This is a genomic window from Neobacillus endophyticus (genome assembly GCF_013248975.1).
GTDB classification, from domain to species: domain Bacteria; phylum Bacillota; class Bacilli; order Bacillales; family Cytobacillaceae; genus Neobacillus; species Neobacillus endophyticus.
In genome coordinates this window covers 3,696,845-3,718,592 of the sequence record NZ_JABRWH010000001.1, presented here as the reverse complement: position 1 = coordinate 3,718,592, position 21,748 = coordinate 3,696,845, and the positions used below count along the sequence as shown (strand labels likewise).

Genomic DNA, 21,748 nt, shown 5'->3' with positions numbered 1-21,748 from the left:
ATTTGGCAGAAATGGTTGTCCACTATGATCTCACCAGTTTATACCTGGTCATCTGGGGGTTTTAAATGAAAAATTGCTTTTATTGGTCTTTTTTTTCAGGAGAATCTATAATATAGAAGTTAAAAATCCCTATTAAAGGTAAGGAGATGCAATGGACAAGATACAGCCATATTGGGAAAAAACGGTTAAATTTTGGAAGAAGCTCCATCTTACCCAAATTATTTTATTATTGACTCTTGTATTCGTCCTTGTGACCATTTGCTATTTTGGCTGGCTCGCATCACGAGCCAATGTACAATCATTAAAACAGGGATTAAGTCAGCCAACGGTTATTTATGATAAAGATAACCAATTAGCTACCAATGTCACAACGAATCGAACAAAGGGTGTTTCCATTCAGGAACTACCCAAATATGTTCCTAATGCTGTTGTAGCGATCGAAGACGAACGATTCTATGATCATGGGGGCTTTGATATTCGAGGAATTGCCCGGGCTTTTTTTGGTAACTTGTTTGCTGGAAGAATCACAGCGGGTGGTAGTACAATTACCCAGCAGCTGGCAAAAAATGCTCTGCTCTCACCCGAACAAACCTTTAGACGAAAAATCGAGGAACTTTTTCTAGCCGTAAAACTTGATCAGGTTTATTCAAAAGATGAGATTTTGCAAATGTATTTGAATCAAGTTTATTTTGGCAGTGGATCATGGGGAATTGGGAACGCATCGAAAAAATATTTTAATAAAAATATTAAGGATGTAACGATAAGTGAAGCGGCATTGCTTGCAGGTCTCCTCCACGCACCAAATTATCTCGATCCATATAAAAATTACGCTTTAGCCATAAAACGTAGAGATGTTGTACTGGCAAAAATGAAAGAACTCGGGATGATTACGACTTCGCAATACAAACAGGCAAAAGCTGAGAAGATCCGGCTTCATGACGGTGGAGGCAGTTTTATCGAAAGGAAATACCCATATTATGTGGATGCCGTATTAAATGAAGCGATTTCCCGTTATGGCCTAACCCAAGATGAGATATTAACTCGTGGTTATCGAATTTATACAGAAATGGACCAAAACATGCAGGCAAGTCTTGAAAGAATGTATAAAAGTGATGATTTATTTCCAAGTGGAAGTGGAGATCAGCTTGTTCAAAGCGGATCCGTATTGGTGGATCCAGCCTCTGGGGGAGTGCGTGCATTGGTAGGTGGACGTGGAGATTATGTTTTCCGTGGTTTCAACCGGGCAACACAGCTGCAGGCACAGCCAGGATCTTCGATTAAACCGCTAGTGGTTTATACACCGGCTCTCGAGGCTGGTTATACGTATTCATCCGAGCTTGTTGATGAACCGTTAACGTTCGGGAATTATAAACCGGAAAACTTCACGAGAACCTTTGAAGGAAAAGTCCCGATGTACAAGGCTTTAGAGGAATCTTTAAATGTTCCAGCTGTTTGGATGCTAAATAAAGTTGGGATTGAAAAAGGGCTGGATGCTTTAAAACGTTTTGGCATCCCAGTACAAAAGCAGGACGACAACTTGGCCATTGCCTTAGGCGGAATGAGCAAAGGAGTTTCACCGTTGCAAATGGCAAACGCCTATTCCGCTTTTGCAAATGGCGGGAATCGAGAGGATAGTCATTTAATTACCAAGATTGTTGGGCCAACAGGCAATATTATTGCCGAACATAAAACAGAAACCACAAAAGTAACATCGGCAAAAGTCGCAAATGCCATGACTTCCATGCTTCTTAATGTGGTCGAATCCGGTACAGGCAGAAGAGCTTATATACCTGGGGTTCAAATGGCCGCAAAAACAGGTTCAACTCAGCTCCCTTTTACAAGTAATGGGACAAAGGATCAATGGATGGTTGGTTATACCCCAAACCTAGTCGGGGCAATTTGGCTCGGCTATGATCAGACCGATCAGGAGCACTATCTACCAAGTTCAAGTTCGGCCAATGTGGTACCAATTTTTAAAGAAATGATGAAATCCTCGTTGGCATTTGTGCCTAAACAAAATTTTGCGATTCAATCGATCAATCAGCAGCTTGCTGGAAAAGCAGCTTCGGACTCCTCGATCGAAGAACAGGCTCAAAAAATCAGCCAGGAATTGAACCAAAATGCTCAAAAAATAGGCTCTGCCATCAAGGAACAGGCTCCAACCATGAAGAAGCGCCTCGATCAGCTTTTAAATAATATTGGAAATGCGGTTAATTCATTAGTGAATCAACTACAAAGCATGAAAAAATAGCACGCCGCGGCGTGCTATTTTTTCAACCTATATTTATTTTTATGGAATGGAATAATCCTATAGCAATGTCCTTTAATTTTTCTTCATCTTTGTCATGATAAGCTACGATAAAACAAGTCGAAGGACCAGCTGATTTCATGATATCAATGTCGGTGCTTACCATATCGCTATTAAAGTCGACATTTAGAAACATTTGATTCAGTTCAAATAATATTCCTCTAGAGCCAACTGGCCATATGATGATATTTTCCAATTCGCTTATGCTTTTGAATAGCGATAGTGGGGCAACGTGGTCGGCTTGCTCGATTACTTCGTTTCCTACCAACGGAAGTCCAATAACAGCAAAATTCAATTGAGGTGAAAATAGGATCTCTTCTGTTTGGTTGATAGACTTTTTTCCGATTACCAACAAACCAACAGCGGATTGAAGCAGCTGAAAATTACTTTCCGTGGTGCCAGTAATTTGTACATCCTTCAATCGAAGTTCATTTAATCCCTTCTCAATTCCTGTTACCAGCTGGTTCCATGGGTCATTTCCACAAAAGTTGTTAAGGACAACGGAAATAATGTCTCCACCTGCAGCCATGCATTCCATTGCCGCCACGCGAAATGCGTAATAAGAAACTATATCATATGGTACCCGGACAAGATCTCCTTCTTTCATGCCAATAGCGCCGCTATTATCACAAGCAATGATTAAGGATTCTCCTCCAGAAAAAGGAATCGACACAATGTCCCTCATTCCTTCACTTCTCCTTGTTTTAGATTAGTAGAAATGATCGATTTCATTTTGGGAATGACAACAAGTGCCAACACCACATTAATCACGCTGGCCACCAACAGGAAGGGAACAGTCGCGATATAGAACTCTTTGTTAATTAATAGTATAAATGGTAATGGGGCAAGCAATCCATTCCCCAGAACAAAGATCACGGCAGCCAAAAGTTTTTGATTTCTTTTATAAATGATGCCGAATAGCCACACAAGGACGGCCATTTCAGCAGCTATTAAAAAATGCATTGCACCTAAAGGAAATCCTGCTAATTCTGCGGAAACTAAATGCCCCAGACTGCCAACTACGGCCCCTGAGCCACCGCCCAAAATGGCAGCAGCCATTATGGCTGGAAAAGAATCAAGTGCTATACTCCCAACCGGAGATGGTATTTTAATGGATGCTCCTACGGCAGATAATGCGATCAACATGGCCAGCCAGCTGAGTAATTTTACACTTATTTTATTTTTCATCTTTTCGACTTCCTTCTCTAAAAACCTTGGCACTCCGAACATATTCCACATCTTTTACATTTAAGCGGTAGTTGATAACCCGTGCAAGCGCAAAGAAATAATCTGAGAGACGGTTTAAAAATTTCAACGTCATTTCAGGGATAGTAGGATCTGCTTTTAATAGTTTGACTACTAGTCTTTCTGCTCTTCTTGTGATCGTTCTGGCAATATGAATAGAAGCTGAAGGTTTTGTTCCGCCAGGTAAAATGAATCTTTCTAGTTCCGGAGCTTCTTTCATATATTCATCAATTTTCTGCTCCAAGTATTGAATAGATTCTATTTGTAGTTTCACCTCACGCTTTTTTGAAACGTTTGCCAAGTCACCTCCGCAATCAAATAACTCGTGTTGAATTTTTTCAAGGTCTTCTAGCACATCCTTAAATAACACAGGATCCAGTTCTGTTATTGCCTGGCCAACAAAGCAGTTGACTTCATCCACCGTTCCATATGCCTCAACCCGTGTGTCATCTTTATCAACCCGGCCGCCAATAATACTGGTTTTCCCCTGGTCACCTGTTCTTGTATAAATTCTCATATTCCTTCTCCTCCTTTATTAATTGGTTTACACCATACCAGATAACATCCACTCGTTTAGCCTCTTTGGCAAGATCCTGGTAGACCCATCCAGTCATGTCCCTCCATAACCGGGATTCTTTTTCCATTGGGACAATCCCTTTGCTAATATCAGTGCCGATCACCACCAACCTGCGACATGGTTCCATCTGTTCCCAAATCAGCCATTTTGCTAAAAAGCTTTTAAATTTGTCCCGGCATATCGTAATATCATTGTTTTCAAGAAGCCCTTTTACCCATATTTCAATACCTTCTAAGATAAGCAAATCATCATCCCTGTTTGCTATTTCTTCCGGTAAGCAATATTGGTCATACGCAGAAATCCAATTGTCCGGATCGTGTGCACTATAGATTTTCTTAACCCATGCCCTTTTCCCGTTAAAGGCACCTCCAGTCACAAAATGCAACCGAACCCCTCCTAACTAAAATTTAAATCCTGATATCCAAGAGAGTTGCTAAGCCAAAACGAAATAATGCAATAACCATACGGTTAACCAAAGAATCAATTCAGTTCCTTCTACGGAAGCTCCAATTACATCACCTGTAATCCCGCCGAACCATGCGTCTGTCTTTTTTCTGCAAAATATAAAACAGACTGCGGCTGCCGTAAATAATATTCCAATTGGTAATAATTGATTTCTAAAAAAGTACCCAACCAATAAGAAAAATGCGAGTAAATAAATGGGATAAATCCATAATGATGCAGGTGAGGCAGAGCTTTGAAACCAATAACCAAGTCCCTCTTTTTTTGCTGGTTTTACCGTTAATAAGAGACCGCCCATCACACTTTTACTGAAAAAGGGGATTGCGGTAATAAGAACATAAGTATCTAATCTAATGATTTCCGTAAACTCAAAGATAAAAAAGAACCTGCAGCTTAATAAAATGATAAGTGAAAGTACTCCAAAAGCACCTATCCTCGGATCCTTCATTATTTCTAATCTTTTCTCACGACCCTGATAAGAAAAAAAAGCATCGCTTGCATCCATCCATCCATCAAGATGGATCCCCCCTGTGAAAAGGATGACTGCTAACCATAACAGAAACGCAGCAGCTAGATGGGTAAAGGGAGTAAACTCAAGGAGAAGATATAAAAAGAGCGAGTAAAAAACCCCTTGAAGCAGCCCTAATAAAGGAAATGCTTGGACTGCCTTCCTTAAATGATGTTGATCCATTGGCAATTCACTGCGAATCGGTATGGCTGTAAAAAATTGAATCGTAATCAATAAACCTTTTAAAAATTGCATCACATCGTACTCCAATGTTCTATAATACCTCTAGGTCTCTGCAGTTTGAAACGACTTTTTCCTTTCAAAATAACACCTTCTACCAGCCGAATCATCGCAATTCCCCCTTCATCCTAATCGGAATTCCGGCTTCCACTAAGAAGGCCTGATCTGCTTGACTTACTAAGCATTGGTGAATAGTACCTAGTAATCTCGAATATGTAAGAACTAGATTGTTGTCATTTTGCGGTTCACATAATACTTCATTACTGACCACGATCATTGTATGGGCCCGATTTTTGATTTCAAGAATACCTGATACGATGTCTTCTTGAATTCTCTTGAGAAATGTCTCATCCCAATCTCTCTTTTTCAAAAACAGTTCGTTATTTAATAATGTGGTAATGCAATCCATTAAAACAATATCATGATTGTCAATTCTGTCCGCTTCTTTTCCGATTTGAACAGATCTTTCCAATGTTCTCCATATATGATTACCTGTTTCGCGATCGCGTTTATGTTTTGTTATTCGCTCCTGCATCTCCAAATCGGATGGAACACCAGTGGCCAAAAGTGTCAGCCTGGCCCCGTATTGATCTGCCAAATCGATCGCCAGCTTCTCAGCAAAACTGCTCTTTCCGCTGCGCACACCGCCGGTTATAAAAATAAAGGAAGAACCATCTGCCATTTGGCTGACACCTCCATTAACCTAGTTTTCACTTTATATACTTTTTCCGTAATCTGTAGCTGGCTGCTCCTATCAAATAGTGGATTTAATCCATGTGAAGACCCATTCAAAAGCCATTCCCCCGGTCCATAAAAAAACTAAGAATAAAAATACGGTCTTGTATAAAAGAGCATTTACTTTTAAAATATGTTCAGCTTGAATCGTTGTTTGGGGCTCACCCATTTTAGCCCGATCAGAAATCATACCTTTGTAATAGTTAATGCCGCCAAGTTGAATCCCTAAAATAACGGCTGCAGCCGCCTCACCCCAGCCGCTGTTTGGACTTGGGTGCTTCTTCGCATCACGGAACAGAATCTTCCAAGCCTTTTTGTAGTCCATCTGCTCTGGATGTTTTCCCAGCAGCATCAAGATACCTGTTATACGGCTTGGAATCCAATTCATAACATCATCCCATTTTGCGGATGCCCAGCCAAAATCCTTATATCTTTCATTTAAATGCCCCACCATCGAATCACAGGTATTAGCTGCCCTGTATACCATTGCCAGGGGGGCTCCTCCAATCAATGCCCAAAATAATGGTGCTGTCACACCATCACATGTATTTTCTGCAACAGTCTCAATTGCTCCCCTCGCGATTTCCGCTTCAGGTAAAAACTCCGTATCCCTACCAACAATATAAGAGAGTCTTTTTCTAGCCTCTGGTAAATCCCCTTCGGTAAGCGGCAGGTAAACATCATTGGAAGCTTCTTTTAAGCTTTTTTGAGCAATCGTTGCGGCAATGATGAAGGCCTCAACAAAAACTCCCAAAATGGGATGAATCTTATAACCTATGAAAACCAAAATACTTACCAAACCAAAGACTAGGAATAAAACAAAAAGGAGCAGGTAAACCCCTTTCCATTTCCTCCCACCTCCTTGATTCCATCCTTTTTCAAGAGATGAAATCAAGGAACCAATCCATTTTACAGGATGAGGCCAGTTTGGTGGATCCCCAACAAGCATATCAATCAAATAAGCGATTGTAATCGAAAGTAAATGATAGAAGATCATCATGTTTTCCTCTTTTGAGATTTTTTGATGGCTTCCGTTGTACATTGATATACCGTTTTACCAATTTGTTTACCCAAAGGAGTAATCGTTCCGGCGTACTCAAGCTTCTTACCCGTTTGGGTCGCAGCTATCATGATACTGTCTGTAGAAGTTCCTGTGGCAATTGTTCCTGTAACGGGATCAAGAACATTTAAATCATGAATGGCCTTCACTTTCGCTTCTGTTGCCGTCATAATCGATTGAATAAAAGCTTCTTCCGTTAATTCTCCATTAATGAAAATCCAAATATTAATGGTGCCTGACACCATCTTAAAATCATGCATCTCACTTTTCGAAGCATCGACAGCATTTCCCACTCCTGCAGTGACAACAACAAATAGTGAAAATTCATCATCGTAACTCGTTTGGCAGGAGAGGTCCTCAAGCACTACCGCTGTCATCATTCCCACTGTTTCAGATGGTTCAAATCCCTTTGATTTTAGAAACGAAATCATTTCCCCACGATGGTCATTGCAATTATAATTCTTATTGACGTGGCGATTTACAAAAGTTTGATGCCAGCCTGTTCCTGACCCTACAACACCAGATGACATTGTTCTTAACGGAGCAGGGGAACTTAGCACAATATATTCACTCGTCCTCTGAAGAAAACCTTCATGAATATTTACGCTATTAGATTTCTTTAATATTTCTGGCAGTAAGACCATCTGTGGTGCAGCAACGGTTGGATGAGGATGCTTTTGTATTTCTGTTTGGTAAACCTCTTTGATCCGTTCTTCTCTAATAACCTCGTTTGGTGTATGATCAATATTTATCGTTCCGTCTTCTAATAAGAGCAACCGGTCACAGTACAATCCAGCCAGGTTAATATCGTGAAAAATAGAGATGACCGTTAGTCCATTTTGTGAAGTCCAACTCTTCAAAAGATCTAATAATTCCTTTTGATACGATAAGTCTAAGTGATTTGTCGGTTCATCCAATAACAGGATTTCTGGTTCTTGTGCCAACGCCTGCGCTAGAAATACCCTTTGTTTTTCACCGCCGGACAATTCCTGGATGTATTTATTTTGAAATATGGATACGCCAGTTTGATCCATTACATTCTGAACTACGTTCTCATCTTGATCAGACCAAGTCTGAAACCAGCCTTTTTGATGGGCATAGCGGCCAAGTGACACCGTTTCTTTTACTGTATAAGAAAAGGATTCCGAAAAGTGCTGTGATAATACGGCAACTGTTTTAGCTAATTGTTTAGAATGGAAGTCCTTTAAGCTTTTCCCAGCAATTAAAATCTCACCAGATTGAAATGGCAAGATTCCGCTGATCATTTTTAATAAGGTGGATTTCCCGCTTCCATTCGGCCCAAGAATTCCAAACAATTCGCCTTTTTCCACCTCAAAAGAAATGTCATTCAAGATTGTTTCTGAAGAATAACCACCTGATACATTCCGAACACTAAGCATTCACTATCCACTTCTTTCCATTCGTTTTCTTTTCAAGAGGATTAAGCCGAATACTGGTGCACCAATCAAGGCCGTAATAACACCAATTGGCAATTCAGTAGGCGAAATAATGGTCCTGGAAATCAAATCCGTCAAGATTAAAAAACCACTTCCAGTTAAAATAGACAACGGCAGAAGAAATCTATGATCGGGTCCCCATAATAATCTTGCTAGATGCGGAATCACTAGACCAACAAAACCGATGGTGCCTGACACCGCAACTGCTGCGCCAGTTAAAATGGAACCAGCGGTCAAGATCATGAGTTTTCTTTTTTGAACGTCAACTCCCAAGTGATGCGCTCGATCCTCCCCAAACGACATGGCATTCAGTTCTTTAGCGTTTGCGATCAACATAAGAGAACCAATTATAAAGAATGGCAGTATGATTTTTATGTATTCCCAGCCTCTCATGGACACACTTCCTAGAAGCCAGCCGATAATTTGTCTGAGTTCATCCCCAGTCAGAGCAATCATGAGAGAAATGAGAGCCCCTAAGAAAGAGCTGAAAATAATTCCGGTTAAAATAATAGTCTCCACTCTCATCGTGCGGTCAATTTTACGAGCAAAGGCTAGCACGGAGAAAATAGATAAAAATGAAAAAAGGATACTTAGAACAGGCAATGTAAAGGAACCAATAAATGGTACAGACAATTGAAAAAATAAGGTTAGAACTGCACCAACTGATGCACCGGAAGATACCCCCAATGTATACGGGTCGGCAAGAGGATTTTTTAACAAACCTTGAAAGGCCGCTCCTGCAATCGCAAGAGCCGCCCCAACTAGACCGGATAGAATCACACGTGGTAAACGAATATCCATAACAATGGTTATATTCATTGAATCGATTCCACGAAGTGATATAAATCCAAAAATTTTTGCCGTAATAATTTTTATAATTGCAGTTATTGGAACTGTTACTGTTCCGATGGAGACCCCCAATAATATGGATACTAGAAGGAACATTCCAGCGGCACAAAAAGCTAGATATTTATTATTTAAAAACTTCTGGATAGATGGCCTTTGCAAGATCTTCTACTCCTTCAACAATCCTTGGGCCTGGTCGATTTACTTGATCTGAATTAACATCAATTACTTGTTTATTTTTAACAGCATTTACGTTTTCCCAGCCTTTTCTGCTTAAAACCTGTTGCGCAGGATTTTTCACATAATAGCCGTATGTTGTAATGATAACATCAGGATTTCTTTTAATGATCGATTCTTGATCAACTTTAATCCAACCTGTTTGATCACTTTCAATATTCTCAGCATTAATCGTGTCAAGCATTTCATTCATAAAAGTATCTTTTCCGGTAGTGTAAATATCTGGAGCAGGTGAAACTTCAATATACACCTTTTTCTTTTCTTTGATAGTCTTGGCCTTTGCTTTAATTTCAGCTAATTTATCCTTCATTCCTTTCACAATCTCAGCAGCTTTCTTTGTTTCTCCCGTTGCTTTTCCTATCATATTGATGGAGTTATACACTTGATCAAAGTTTTGCGCATTATTCACAACAATCACTTGAATTCCAGCATTCTTAAGCTGTGTTAATGCAGCAGCCGATGTTTGAGCAGATGAGGCATGTGCCAAAACTAAATTTGGCTTTAGGGCAATAATCTTTTCAACATTGAAATTCTCCCCGCCAATTTTTTCTTTTTTCGCCGCATCCGTCGGATAATTATCATAATCTGAAACACCGACAACTTCCTTATCAAGGCCTAAGGCAAAAGCAATTTCTGTATTGCTTGGCATTAGTGAAACAATTCTTTCTGGCTTCTTATTTATAACAACCTTATTATTTAATGCGTCTGTAATGGTTACTGGAAAAGTAACTTTCTCTGAGTTCTTTTCAACAGTTGATTTTTGATCACCTTTTGTTTGGTTATTTTTTTCTGCACAACCTGCTAATGCACCTAAAATTAACAAAAGTACGAACATTAGCGAATACAACTTCTTCATCTGTTTTTCCCCAACTTTCTATGTAGTCAAATATTTTCAGTCAAAAAATATCCTCGACTTACACCAAAGAACCAAACAATAAATAAAAAACATCCTCAAAAGAGAGAGGATGTCGGCATGATCAGATTAAATTACTAATGTAAATTCGTCTAGTCTACCACACCTTCCTATCCTCGTAGGTCCTTTGGCGCAATCAAAAACAGGCAGGTCTCCTGGCTCATGGTCATTGCTTCCTGCGTCTTCCCATCCATACGAACAGTGACATTTGGCAGGTTGCTCCCATTTACAGTGGCGGGACCGCGTTGGCTTTTCACCAACTTCCCTTTTAAGCTGTAATCCTTTTTAGAATTTCAGCACCTATCTTCCGATATTTTCTGTTGTTTCAATTATAAGAAAAGCAAATTGATTTGTATATGTTTTTATCTTTATTTTTTAGATTAGATATCCCTTTTACATTGATTGACATTATTATTGTTCAAGATTTCTGCAAAGGTTTGCCATTTCAATTGCTACGGCTGCGGCTTCCCATCCTTTATTTCCTGCTTTTGTTCCGGCACGTTCAATTGCCTGTTCAATGGAATCAGTGGTTAGGACACCAAAGACAACAGGGATTCCGCTATCTAATGAAACAGAAGAAACTCCTTTTGCTGCTTCTTTGCAAACATAGTCAAAATGCGGTGTCGCGCCGCGGATTACAGTACCAAGTGTGATAACTGCATCATACTTTTTGCTATTAGCCATTTTTTGTGCAATTAACGGGATTTCAAACGCTCCTGGAACCCAAGCAATATCTACATCAGAGTCATTTACTCCATGTCTTTTTAACGCATCCTGCGCACCGCTAAGCAACTTGCTAGTAATAAATTCGTTAAAACGTCCGACAACAACTCCCACTTTAAGACCTGTACCTACTAAATTACCTTCATAAATGTGTCCCATGATGATTCCTCCAATATTATTTATTTTTTCTAAAAATTAAAAATGTAACATGTGCCCAAGTTTACCCTGTTTTGTCCTGAGATAGTTTTCATTCTCTTCTCTCGTATCCATTTGGAGCGGTACTCGTTCAACAACCTCTAACTCATATCCTTTTAATCCTTTGATTTTTCTAGGGTTATTGGTTAATAACCGCATTTTTCGAATTCCTAAATCTTTCAAAATTTGCGCACCGATTCCATACTCCCTTAAATCAGCAGGGAAACCAAGCTTTTCATTTGCCTCGACAGTATCAAATCCCTGTTCTTGCAGCTTATAAGCACGTAATTTATTTAAGAGTCCAATTCCCCTTCCTTCTTGGCGCATATAAAGTAAAACACCGTTTTCAGCCTTTTCGATTTGCCTTAAAGCAGCGTGCAGCTGTGGACCGCAGTCACAACGGTATGATCCAAAGACATCACCTGTTAAGCATTCTGAATGTACTCTAACGAGAATCGGCTTTTCGGGATCAATTTCCCCTTTTACCAATGCAATATGTTCTTTTTGATCAATAAGATTAGAGTAACCGATCGCTTTAAATTCGCCAAATTCTGTTGGGAGCGTTACTTCGACTTCACGTTTGACCAATTTATCCTTTTTGTTTCGGTACTCGATTAAATCTTTTATCGTAATCATTTTAACATCTAGCTTATCTGCTGTTTGTCTTAATTGTGGAACACGGGCCATTGTCCCATCTTCATTCATAATTTCACAAATAACTCCAGCAGGCTTTGCCCCGCAGAGCCTCGCTAAATCCACAGCAGCTTCTGTATGCCCTGTTCTTCTTAGAACACCACCTTTTTTGGCGATAAGTGGAAATACATGGCCAGGTCTTTTAAAATCAGCGGGCTTTGCATCAGGATCAAGCATACTTAAGATCGTTGATGATCGTTCAAATGCGGAAATACCGGTGGTTGTATATTTATGGTCAATGCTTACAGTAAAAGCCGTACCATGTGCATCAGTATTTTTCGAAACCATTGGCAGTAAATCCAGCTTTTGAGCAAGGTCTTCTTCAATCGGCGCACAAATTAGCCCTCTTCCATGTGTCGCCATTAGATTAATGATTTCTGGAGTTGCTTTTTCAGCTAAAGCAATAAAATCCCCTTCATTTTCACGATCTTCATCATCACAGACAATGATGACCTTTCCTTCTTTTAGGTCTGTTAAAGCTGCTTCAACGGTATCAAACATGCTGTTTCACTCCTTCGTCTATACATTTCTCTTATAGAAATCCATTATCTTGCAAAAATGCAGCTGTAATCCCAGATTTCTGTTTTTGCTGATGTTTAGTAGTGAAATTTTGCAGATAATGACCAACGTATTTACCGATCATATCGCACTCCAAATTCACGATCTCACCGGGACCCTTGAAGCCAATAACTGTTTCTGCTAATGTGTGTGGGATTAACGAAAGTGTGAAGCTATTTTCAGAAACCGAAAATACGGTCAAGCTTGTCCCGTCAACTGCAATTGACCCTTTATGGATGATATATTTTAACACTTCTGAATCTGCCTCAATTTCATAATAAACGGCATTCTCTACTGCTTTCTTACTTTTAATCATTCCAGTTCCGTCAATATGCCCTGACACAAAATGTCCGCCAAATCTGCCGCCCGCTGCCATAGCCCTTTCTAAATTCACTTTAGATCCACGAGTTAAACTGTTTAAACTAGTGGACCTGACAGTTTCAGGCATGACATCAACAGAAAATTGCCGTTCAGTATATGCTGTAACTGTAAGACATACGCCGTTAACGGCAATGCTATCTCCAAGATGGACATCTTTCAAAATCTTTTTTGCTTCAATTGTAAGAACAAAAGATTCCCCTGTACGCTTAAGTCCAGAAATGGTACCAATTTCTTCGATAATACCGGTAAACATCATTCACCCCCCCATCTATTCGGTGATGTGATTTTTTGAAAATTTCACATATAAAAAGGACCCTAAAGATACTTCAGGGTCCACAAAAAAGACAATAAGAAACCAAGGCTTAAACGCAGGGATTTTTTTACCTGATCTAAACCTTTCAAATTACCTTCTCCCATCCAGACTTTAACTGTCGGCTCTGGAATTTCACCAGATCCACCGTTTAACACAGGTGTTAAACGGGTCACGGACTAAGAAGCACTCGCTTCATCACCGCCGGTTCGGAATTTCACCTGACCCCGAAGGAGATCATACCTCTGCCGATACGATCCTTATTTTTATGCAATTGTTAACATCATATTAACTCAGATTTATTTTTCATGCAATTAAGATAGCTTACTTCATTATTTTTATTCACCTTCAGAAGTAGGTTTTTCATTGTATTTCAATCGGAAAATATTTTTAACACCGGCTTGCTTTAAAAAGGCACTGTTAAATTTGGCTGTTGATTTCCGCTCCAATCAACAGTGTTTAAATATCAACAATGTACTTAAACATAGCCTTAAATAAATTATGCTTAAATGAATGACAAAAGGTGTAACTCAAAAAATAAAAGGAGAAGGTACTGCCTTCCCCTGTTTTTAGTTTCCAAATTAATATTTGTATGCCTTAACTGGTAAATAAATTTCGATGTGCTTATCTTCATCACGGTTTGGCTCTATATTCTCTTCCTTATAAATCTCCAAGCTTAAAGCTGAGTGATCCTGTTCGTACCCATATTCATTCATCCAACAAAAGATTTGTTTATAAGTATTTTCGATTTCTTCTAGTTTTCCTTTATGTGTAGCAAAAACATAATTTTTTCGAGGAATCGTAAAACCCACCATTCCTTCAGGAATTTGTTCAAGTTTTTCTACTGGTGCTGTTACGTAATATGTAATTTCTGTTTCTCTGCTATGGAAAGGTGCAATAAATACGTACTCCTCGGTTTTATTGGTTATTTCATTAAGACGTCTTTCCATAACATGAAATAGACCGGGGATAGTGTCCTTCTGCGAAATATTACCATTCCAGGAGATACCAACCACTTTAATTTCTCCTTTTTCAACTACTTGAATTCCCAAGTTAACGCCCCCTTTTTTTAAAAACTTATTAAAAAGATTCTAAAAATATTATAAAAATCCTGCAAAAACAATTCGACGAATTCATATATTTTGTTATTTTAGAAAAGGGATTTTTTGGATTTGTTTTTGGAAGCAATTACCTTATCTATATTATTTTTCAATATTTTAATATTAAATTTGGGTTTTTAAAAGGGCATGAAATATAGATTTAAAGTTATTCTTATGTAATTTATCACCTAAGTTATTTCAAGTGAGGCGATATTCGGCATTAGGATATTACAGCAGAACAACGTCAAAATTTGTCGTACTTTTTCTAAAGGTACGATCTACAACACCCTTTACCTAATCTATTAAAAAATGGCCGTTCGAAGAATAAAATTCGAACGGCCGCTTATTGTTTATTTTACTTCCTGCGGTATAGGCAGATTCAGCCCTTTTGCCACTCTTTCTCCATATTCTGGATCTGCTTTATAAAAATGCTGAATTTGCCTAATCTTAATATCGTTCCGTTCTACCGGCTTCATTGCCGCTACAATGTTTTCTACTAAACGGCGGCGTTCTGCTTCTGACATCAATCGATACAAGTCACCAGCTTGTGTGTAATGATCATTTTGATCATACGCTGTTTGGCCGGCAAGCCCTGCTACATCAAAAGGAGTTTGTTTATATTCCGGTGACTCTTTTGGTCCGCCATAGCTGTTTGGTTCATAATAGACAGAGCCTCCGCCATTTTGATCGAATCGCATTGCACCATCTCGTTGATAGTTATTCAATTCTGCTTTCGGACGATTAATCGGCAGTAAATTATGATTCGCGCCCACTCGATAGCGATGTGCGTCTGAGTAGGCAAATAGGCGGCCCTGAAGCATTTTATCTGGAGAAGCCTCAATACCTGGCACCATTGTTCCAGGTGAGAAGGTGGCCTGTTCTACTTCCGCGAAATAATTCTCCGGATTACGGTCAAGCACCATTCTGCCAACTTCAATGAGCGGATAATCTTTATGGGACCAGATTTTCGTTACATCAAATGGGTCAAATCGATAGGTGTCCGCATCTTCAAACGGCATGATTTGCACATAAAGCTTCCATGCTGGGAAATCACCCTTTTCAATGGCATTAAACAAGTCTTCGGTATGATAATCCGGATTTTCACCTGCTATTTTGGATGCAACATCAGAGGTCATATTTTTAACCCCTTGTTCTGTTTTAAAGTGATATTTCACCCAAACAGCTTCCCCAGCATTATTTACCCATTTAAATGTATGACTGCCGTATCCGTTCATATGGCGGTATGTAGCCGGGATACCGCGGTCACCCATTAAATAGGTTACTTGATGTAAAGCTTCCGGTGATAACGACCAAAAATCCCAGACTGCATTCGGATTTTTTAAGTGTGTTTTAGGATCGCGTTTTTGCGTGTGAATGAAATCAGGAAATTTAATAGCATCACGGATAAAAAAGATAGGTGTATTGTTACCGACTAGGTCATAGTTCCCTTCTTCTGTATAGAACTTAACCGCAAATCCACGGGGATCACGGACTGTATCTGCAGAGCCAAGCTCTCCAGCCACAGTAGAAAAGCGAATAAACATCGGTGTCCTTTTCCCTACGCCATTAAACAGCTGTGCCTTTGTATATTTTCCCATATCGTTTGTCACTTCAAAATATCCGTGGGCACCTGCACCTTTAGCATGGACAACACGTTCTGGCACTCTTTCCCTGTTAAAGTGGGCTAATTTTTCTAATAGATGGATGTCTTGTATTAACGTCGGACCGCGCGATCCTGCTGTCATTGAGTTTTGATTATCACCAACCGGTGCACCTGTTCCTGTGGTTAATTGCTTATTTTCTTTATCCATTTCATCACCTCGTAAACTTTTTAAAACTTTAACTTTATTATAGTATGAATCTTTTAAAAATCAATATTAAATTATAATTATTTTAATTTAATATTGATTTTCGCACACCTTGTCTTTACCCACTGTTAAATAAATATTAAAAAAAATGGACGTTATTCCTAAACTTCAGAAATAACGTCCTTAAAATACATATTTTAACTTAATGCCCATTTCCGAATGGCATTTGCAACTCCATTCTCCTCGTTTGTTGATGTGATCCAATCCGCTGCCTCTTTGACTGTTTCTTGTGCATTTCCCATAGCAACACCAATTCCCGCAGCCTTAATCATAGCTAAATCGTTCAGCGAATCGCCCACAGCCATGACATTTTTCATTTCAATCCCTAATTTTTCGCATACAAGTTCGAGCCCTTTTGCCTTGCTGATTCCCTTTGGATTTACTTCAATATTTTTTAAAGTGGAGTTGGTTAATTCAAATTCATTTTTCGCTTCTAATTCTTTAAAAATGAATTCTCGAGTAGCATCATCTTCTATATTGAAGCCGAATTTCAGCCATTCATATGTATGTAAATCTTCTGGCATTTCATCATTCCAATTTCGCTCAGTACTTATTGCCCAGAATTTCGTATTATGCTGTTGTGACAGCTCCCACATCCATTGAATCAGCTCAGATCTGACAGGATTTCTAGACACTAAATTTCGATTTTGATCCCAGATTTCACTGCCATTAGCGGTGACAAGAAATGAGGTCAATTCAAGTGTTTCTGCATGATCACGGCTCGTATTAATTGAACGGCCTGTACTTAGCACCACAAAAATCCCTTTTTTCTGTGCCTCCTGTATGGCCTGCCGATTTGCTTCTGGAATTTCACCTTTATTGTTTAATAGTGTTCCATCCATATCCAATGCAATGAGTTTAATTTCAGCATCCTGTTTAAAATTTTCCATGTGGGGACACACTCCCTTCTGAATTTTTCCTTTTCTAAGATTAACATGGACATCCATCATAATCAAAACTATCGGTTTGAACTTGTATCGATTCTATTTTCAATATGACTTTGTTGTATGTAAATCTTGAATCTGTTGTGGATTTGGTTGGATCCGAACGGTATTTTTTGCAAAGCTGTCATTTAAAAAGAGCTAAAGAATTGCTTTAGCCCGTTTTATGTGTGTCGTTTATTAATGATGATGATGGTGACCGCCCTTGTTTGGGTTTGTTATGACCCATTCTTCTTGAGGCAGCTGAAAATATTGAATCCACACACCATCTAAATATTCATTATCTTTCTCCAAAATAAAATCAATGTCCTTATCCGTTTGAACAACCACATCATTTGCAGTCGGTGTATCAAGCTTCATGTCATAATGGGCATGATCACCGTGCAAATGGGTAACAAAAATACGAAAAATCTTCCCTTCCGTTTCTTCCTTTTCTAACAATTTCTTTAAAGCCTTTGCAGCATTACGATTAATTTTAACTTTCAATTTATTAACCTCCACGATTGGCAATTTTCTCATTCCTATATTAATATAGACAACTTTTATGAAAAACACATCAAATATGCTATTTATCGTTCATTAACCTAAATTCCAAAAGGATTTTTTACCTCTTTAGTGAATATTTAACAGAATTGTCACAATTTTTTTCAAAATGTACTACAAACATCACAGACATCTTGCTAAGATTGTTTTAAGGAAAATATTCACAAATAAATCTTAAATAAAATTGATTTAATTAGACTTTTTTCCATCGAGAGATTTTGATAGCTTGGATGATTAATAGTTTTGTTTGTGAATTAATTCACAATACTTGTGAGCAAATACAATAGGAAGGAGCTTGCTTCATGTTGAAAATACGTCGTTACATTTCTTTAATGGCCGTATTACCAGTACTTGTCCTAAGTGGATGTGATAGCAAATTGGCTGTCTTTGATCCCAAAGGGCCTGCTGCTCGTGAAATACTCGGGCTGATTAACTGGTCGTTAATTTTTATGGCATTGGTTGTCACAGTTGTATTTGGGCTTTTTGGGTATATTGTATGGAAATATAGGGCCACCCCGAGAAACATGGATTATGAGCCTCCCGAAGAACATGGCAGCACCATATTGGAATTTACTTGGACCGCCATCCCGATATTAATTGTTATTGCCTTAACCATTCCTACTATTAAGACAATTTATAATCTTGAAAAGGTTCCAGAAGGATACAAAAACAAAAAAGTCATTACCATCAATGTTACATCTGCGGACTGGAAATGGATCTTCAGTTACCCTGATCAAGGGATTGAAACGGTTAACTACGTTAATATTCCTGTTGGTACACCTGTGAAGTTCAAATTGACCTCTGCTGGGACAATGCAATCATTTTGGGTACCGCAATTAGGCGGTCAAAAATATGCGATGGCCAAAATGGAAACCCAGCTTTATCTAGTAGCTGATCATACTGGAGAATACATTGGCAAAAACACGAATTTTAACGGAAAAGGTTATGCTGAGATGGAATTCACGGTCGAAGCAAAATCACCTCAAGCTTTTGCCAAATGGGTAAAGGATGTTAAAGCACAAGCTCCGAAGTTAACAGAAAAGAAATATATTGATCTATTAAAACCATCCAATCTTGGCCGTGAAACTTTTTCTAATACGCATTTAGCATGGGTCAATCATGCTGATATGGATTCAAAAACCTACACCTTTCCTGAATTGTATCGAAATCACGACTACCCTGGCCAAATTTTCAAGGAATCCGATCCTATAACTACCGATAAAAAGATGGAAATGAATATGAAGATGGACACAAAATCTAGTGGAGGTGAACAGAATGGGAATTAAGTGGGATCGGCTGTTTATTACTGGTGACCCGTTAATCCTAGGTTCACAAATTGCAATTGTACTGACCATGGCAGGGATTATTGCTGCGGTATCCTATTTAAAGAGATGGAAATGGCTTTGGCGTGAATGGCTGACTACTGTTGATCATAAAAGAATCGGCATCATGTATATTCTTGTGGGCGTCCTGATGTTTTTCCGCGGTGGTATGGATGGATTATTAATGAAGGCCCAAACCGCCGTTCCAAATGAAAAGTTTCTCGATGCACAGCACTACAATGAAATCTTCACCACACATGGTGTCATCATGATCTTGTTTATGGCCATGCCATTTTTAATTGGAATTATGAATGTCATTGTACCACTGCAAATCGGCGCCCGAGACGTTGCCTTTCCACAACTGAATGCTGTGAGCTTCTGGCTGACGTTTGCAGGAGCGATGTTGTTTAATATTTCCTTTGTCATTGGCGGATCACCCGATGCAGGCTGGACAGCATATTTTCCTCTTGCAGGCAAAGAATTTACTCCAGGTGTAGGCAATAACTTCTACGCTGTTGCTATTCAGATTGCCGGGATTGGAACATTGATGACGGGAATTAACTTTATTGTCACTATATTAAAAATGAGGGCTCCCGGTATGACGTTAATGAGAATGCCTATGTTTACCTGGACATCCTTTATCGCCTCCGTCATAATTTGGGCATCATTCCCGATTTTCACAGTTGCACTGGCCTTGATGACTTTTGACCGGATTTTTGGGACCCATTTCTTCACACTTGGCGGCGGAGGAATGGATATGATGTGGGTTAACTTATTTTGGCTGTGGGGCCACCCTGAGGTATATATTGTTGTCCTTCCGGCATTCGGGATGTTTTCCGAGGTGATTTCGACATTTTCTCATAAAAATCTTTATGGTTATAAATCAATGGTATTTTCGATCGTCGGGATAGCGTTTTTAAGTATGCTGGTCTGGGTCCACCACTTTTTTACAATGGGGGCTGGACCTGGTGTGAATTCCATCTTTTCGATTACCACCATGATGATTGCAATACCGACCGGCGTAAAAATGTTTAACTGGCTGTTTACTTTAAGAAAAGGGCGAATCGAATTTACAACGGCAATGCTTTGGGCCCTAGCATTCGTTCCTTGCTTTGTCATTGGTGGCGTTACAGGGGTCATGCTGGCTATGGGGGCTGCTGATTATCAATACCATAATACTTTATTCTTGGTCGCTCACTTCCATTATGTCTTGATTCCAGGAGTAGTATTTGCTGTATTTGCAGGTCTTTATTATTGGTGGCCTAAAATGTTCGGACACATGCTGAATGAAAAATTAGGAAAACTTCATTTCTGGTTTTTTGTGATTGGTTTCAACCTAACGTTCATGCCTATGTTCTTTCTTGGTCTAAATGGCGCCATTCGACGTTCGTATACCTACTCTGCAGAGACGGGATTTGGACCATTAATGCTGCTTTCGGCTATTGGTGCTGGTATTTTAGCAATAGGGTTTGGTTTCTTATGTTATAACATTTATTGGAGTGCGCGTTATGCAGACCGGAAAATATCAAGTGATCCATGGAATGCACGGACTTTGGAGTGGGCAACCGCTTCACCAGTTCAATTTTACAATTTCGCCAAAATTCCGGAAGTTAAGTCAATTGATGCTTTTTGGTATATGAAAAAGCATCAAGAAGGATTGGAATTGAAGGAAGATGAATTGGAAGAAATCCACATGCCGAATAATTCTGGTCTTCCATTTATAATGGCGATTGCCTTTGGTATTGCCGGATTCTTTTTGATATTTGAATGGAAAATGGCTGCACTTGTAGCCGCATTTGTCATCATTGCCTGCTTGATCGTCCGATCCTTTGATACAAAGGATGGCTTTCATATACCGATCGATGAAATTAAGAGAATAGAAAAAGCCTGGCGGAAAATAGATAAAGAGGTGAAAAATCATGTCAGCTAGTGCGAATACGTCTTTACCACTTGAATATCAAACCGAGCAAAGCAGGATGAACATATTTGGTTTTTGGATTTTTTTAGGTGCGGAAATTATCTTATTTGCAACACTGTTTGCCACCTACTCAGTTTTAAATCAAAGATTTGCAAACGGACCTACTCCACACGATTTATTTGAAATAAAAGGAGTGATGATCGAAACCATCCTCTTATTAACGAGCAGTTTCACATGCGGACTGGCTATTTTTGAAATGCATCGTTATAACAAAAAAGGTGTATTAACCTGGTTTTTTATAACCCTATTACTTGGGGCTGGATTTGTCGGGATGGAGATTAGTGAATTCATCAATTATGTTCACGAAGGGGCGACTATGCAAACGAGCGCCTTCCTCTCAAGCTTCTTTGTTTTATTGGGAACACATGGTTTGCATGTATCCATGGGAATTGGCTGGGCTGTCATGGTAATGATTCAGATCGCCAAAAGCGGGATTACGAATGTTACTGCGCGGAAGGCTTTCATTATCGGCCTTTATTGGCATTTTCTTGATGTCATTTGGATTTTTATCTTTACATTTGTTTATTTAAAAGGGATGGTGGCTTAAA

Annotated in this window: 21 protein-coding genes and 2 riboswitches; of the genes, 4 read left to right on the top strand and 17 right to left on the bottom strand. The window is 39.2% G+C overall.

Annotated elements, in window-relative coordinates; all coding sequences use genetic code 11:
* The first annotated feature begins 151 nt into the window (after positions 1-151).
* On the top strand, positions 152-2,251 hold the full coding sequence (locus tag HPT25_RS18345; RefSeq protein WP_173067413.1) for a transglycosylase domain-containing protein: 2,100 nt from the start codon (positions 152-154) through the stop codon (positions 2,249-2,251).
* 22 nt (positions 2,252-2,273) lie between these two features.
* On the opposite strand, the gene HPT25_RS18340 is transcribed toward HPT25_RS18345, so the two are convergent.
* From HPT25_RS18340 to HPT25_RS18260, 17 genes are all read right to left on the bottom strand, one after another.
* Positions 2,274-2,993: an ATP-binding protein gene (locus HPT25_RS18340; protein ID WP_173067410.1), complete on the bottom strand. Its 720-nt coding sequence runs from the start codon at positions 2,991-2,993 to the stop codon at positions 2,274-2,276.
* Positions 2,990-3,496 carry an ECF transporter S component gene (locus HPT25_RS18335; RefSeq protein ID WP_173067407.1) on the bottom strand — a complete coding sequence of 169 codons (507 nt, stop codon included), beginning with the start codon at positions 3,494-3,496 and terminating at the stop codon, positions 2,990-2,992. Before HPT25_RS18335 ends, HPT25_RS18340 begins: the two co-directional genes overlap by 4 nt.
* The gene (locus HPT25_RS18330; protein ID WP_173067404.1) at positions 3,486-4,070 is read right to left on the bottom strand and encodes a cob(I)yrinic acid a,c-diamide adenosyltransferase; all 585 of its coding nucleotides are present in this window, start codon (positions 4,068-4,070) and stop codon (positions 3,486-3,488) included. Before HPT25_RS18330 ends, HPT25_RS18335 begins: the two co-directional genes overlap by 11 nt.
* Positions 4,045-4,506 carry a bifunctional adenosylcobinamide kinase/adenosylcobinamide-phosphate guanylyltransferase gene (locus HPT25_RS18325; protein WP_312857353.1) on the bottom strand — a complete coding sequence of 154 codons (462 nt, stop codon included), beginning with the start codon at positions 4,504-4,506 and terminating at the stop codon, positions 4,045-4,047. The genes HPT25_RS18330 and HPT25_RS18325 overlap by 26 nt, the downstream gene beginning before the upstream one ends.
* Positions 4,507-4,563: 57 nt before the next feature.
* Positions 4,564-5,355 carry an adenosylcobinamide-GDP ribazoletransferase gene (gene cobS, locus HPT25_RS18320; protein ID WP_173067398.1) on the bottom strand — a complete coding sequence of 264 codons (792 nt, stop codon included), beginning with the start codon at positions 5,353-5,355 and terminating at the stop codon, positions 4,564-4,566.
* A gap of 91 nt (positions 5,356-5,446) precedes the next feature.
* Entirely contained in the window at positions 5,447-6,022 is a 576-nt protein-coding gene (locus HPT25_RS18315; protein ID WP_173067395.1) for a bifunctional adenosylcobinamide kinase/adenosylcobinamide-phosphate guanylyltransferase, read from the bottom strand.
* Positions 6,023-6,094: 72 nt separating this feature from the next.
* Positions 6,095-7,072 (bottom strand): adenosylcobinamide-phosphate synthase CbiB, encoded by a 978-nt coding sequence (gene cbiB, locus HPT25_RS18310; RefSeq protein WP_173071256.1) that lies wholly within the window; start codon positions 7,070-7,072, stop codon positions 6,095-6,097.
* Positions 7,072-8,535: an adenosylcobinamide amidohydrolase gene (locus tag HPT25_RS18305; protein ID WP_173067392.1), complete on the bottom strand. Its 1,464-nt coding sequence runs from the start codon at positions 8,533-8,535 to the stop codon at positions 7,072-7,074. Before HPT25_RS18305 ends, cbiB begins: the two co-directional genes overlap by 1 nt.
* 3 nt (positions 8,536-8,538) lie before the next feature.
* Positions 8,539-9,600: a FecCD family ABC transporter permease gene (locus tag HPT25_RS18300; protein ID WP_173067389.1), complete on the bottom strand. Its 1,062-nt coding sequence runs from the start codon at positions 9,598-9,600 to the stop codon at positions 8,539-8,541.
* A complete protein-coding gene (locus tag HPT25_RS18295) occupies positions 9,566-10,531 on the bottom strand; it encodes an ABC transporter substrate-binding protein (protein ID WP_173067386.1) in 966 nt (321 codons plus the stop codon). The genes HPT25_RS18300 and HPT25_RS18295 overlap by 35 nt, the downstream gene beginning before the upstream one ends.
* Positions 10,532-10,716: 185 nt before the next feature.
* Positions 10,717-10,907, bottom strand: a riboswitch (cobalamin riboswitch).
* A 92-nt stretch (positions 10,908-10,999) separates the two neighbouring features.
* Positions 11,000-11,470 carry a 6,7-dimethyl-8-ribityllumazine synthase gene (ribH, locus tag HPT25_RS18290; protein ID WP_173067383.1) on the bottom strand — a complete coding sequence of 157 codons (471 nt, stop codon included), beginning with the start codon at positions 11,468-11,470 and terminating at the stop codon, positions 11,000-11,002.
* A 36-nt stretch (positions 11,471-11,506) separates the two neighbouring features.
* Positions 11,507-12,700 (bottom strand): bifunctional 3,4-dihydroxy-2-butanone-4-phosphate synthase/GTP cyclohydrolase II, encoded by a 1,194-nt coding sequence (locus tag HPT25_RS18285; RefSeq protein ID WP_173067380.1) that lies wholly within the window; start codon positions 12,698-12,700, stop codon positions 11,507-11,509.
* Positions 12,701-12,731: 31 nt separating this feature from the next.
* Positions 12,732-13,391 (bottom strand): riboflavin synthase, encoded by a 660-nt coding sequence (ribE, locus tag HPT25_RS18280; protein WP_173071254.1) that lies wholly within the window; start codon positions 13,389-13,391, stop codon positions 12,732-12,734.
* A gap of 148 nt (positions 13,392-13,539) precedes the next feature.
* A riboswitch (FMN riboswitch) is annotated at positions 13,540-13,687 on the bottom strand.
* A 342-nt stretch (positions 13,688-14,029) separates the two neighbouring features.
* The gene (locus HPT25_RS18275) at positions 14,030-14,500 is read right to left on the bottom strand and encodes a GyrI-like domain-containing protein (protein WP_173067377.1); all 471 of its coding nucleotides are present in this window, start codon (positions 14,498-14,500) and stop codon (positions 14,030-14,032) included.
* Positions 14,501-14,898: 398 nt separating this feature from the next.
* A complete protein-coding gene (gene katA / locus HPT25_RS18270; protein WP_173067374.1) occupies positions 14,899-16,359 on the bottom strand; it encodes a catalase KatA in 1,461 nt (486 codons plus the stop codon).
* A gap of 194 nt (positions 16,360-16,553) precedes the next feature.
* Positions 16,554-17,306, bottom strand: coding sequence for a Cof-type HAD-IIB family hydrolase (locus HPT25_RS18265; protein WP_173067371.1), 753 nt, complete (start codon positions 17,304-17,306; stop codon positions 16,554-16,556).
* A gap of 231 nt (positions 17,307-17,537) precedes the next feature.
* On the bottom strand, positions 17,538-17,843 hold the full coding sequence (locus HPT25_RS18260) for an iron-sulfur cluster assembly accessory protein (RefSeq protein WP_173067369.1): 306 nt from the start codon (positions 17,841-17,843) through the stop codon (positions 17,538-17,540).
* Between the two features lie 359 nt (positions 17,844-18,202).
* Here HPT25_RS18260 and qoxA point away from each other — a divergent pair, with 359 nt between their 5' ends.
* Genes qoxA through qoxC form a run of 3 tightly spaced genes read left to right on the top strand, consistent with a single transcriptional unit; the run spans position 18,203 to position 21,747 of the window.
* Complete coding sequence (qoxA, locus tag HPT25_RS18255; RefSeq protein WP_173067365.1) at positions 18,203-19,186, top strand: cytochrome aa3 quinol oxidase subunit II; 984 nt, start codon at positions 18,203-18,205, stop codon at positions 19,184-19,186.
* Positions 19,176-21,152, top strand: a complete 1,977-nt coding sequence (qoxB, locus tag HPT25_RS18250) for a cytochrome aa3 quinol oxidase subunit I (protein WP_173067363.1) — start codon at positions 19,176-19,178, stop codon at positions 21,150-21,152. Before qoxA ends, qoxB begins: the two co-directional genes overlap by 11 nt.
* Positions 21,142-21,747, top strand: coding sequence for a cytochrome aa3 quinol oxidase subunit III (gene qoxC, locus HPT25_RS18245; protein WP_173067360.1), 606 nt, complete (start codon positions 21,142-21,144; stop codon positions 21,745-21,747). The genes qoxB and qoxC overlap by 11 nt, the downstream gene beginning before the upstream one ends.
* The last annotated feature ends 1 nt before the right edge of the window (position 21,748 follow it).